This is a genomic window from Mesorhizobium sp. M0778, assembly GCF_040320105.1.
Lineage (GTDB): Bacteria > Pseudomonadota > Alphaproteobacteria > Rhizobiales > Rhizobiaceae > Mesorhizobium.
This window is the reverse complement of the sequence record NZ_JAMYPA010000061.1, coordinates 1-528: the sequence shown is the minus strand read 5'-3', so window position 1 is coordinate 528 and position 528 is coordinate 1. Positions and strand designations below refer to the sequence as shown.

The 528-nt window shown below is 62.7% G+C and carries 1 protein-coding gene; it reads left to right on the top strand.

The window, feature by feature from the left end; genetic code table 11:
* A partial coding sequence (locus NKI22_RS31395) for a TCP-1/cpn60 chaperonin family protein (RefSeq protein ID WP_352959706.1) occupies positions 1-528 on the top strand: 528 nt, incomplete at both ends.

The window sequence follows — 528 nt, the reverse complement described above, 5'->3', positions numbered from 1 at the left end:
GCGTCATCACCGTCGAGGAAGCCAAGACCGCCGAGACCGAGCTCGAAGTCGTCGAAGGCATGCAGTTCGACCGCGGCTATCTCTCGCCCTACTTCGTCACCAACGCCGAAAAGATGGTTGCGGATCTGGAAGACGCCTACATCCTCCTCCACGAGAAGAAGCTCTCCAACCTGCAGGCCATGCTGCCGATCCTCGAGGCTGTCGTGCAGACCTCGAAGCCGCTGGTCATCATCTCCGAAGACGTCGAAGGTGAGGCCTTGGCGACGCTGGTCGTCAACAAGCTGCGTGGCGGCCTGAAGATCGCTGCCGTCAAGGCGCCGGGCTTCGGCGACCGCCGCAAGGCCATGCTGGAAGACATCGCCATTCTCACCGGCGGCCAGGTCATCTCCGAAGACCTCGGCATCAAGCTCGAGAATGTCGGCCTCAACATGCTCGGCCGCGCCAAGAAGGTGTCGATCTCCAAGGAGAACACCACCATCGTCGACGGCGCCGGCAAGAAGGCCGAGATCCAGGGCCGCGTCGCCCAGA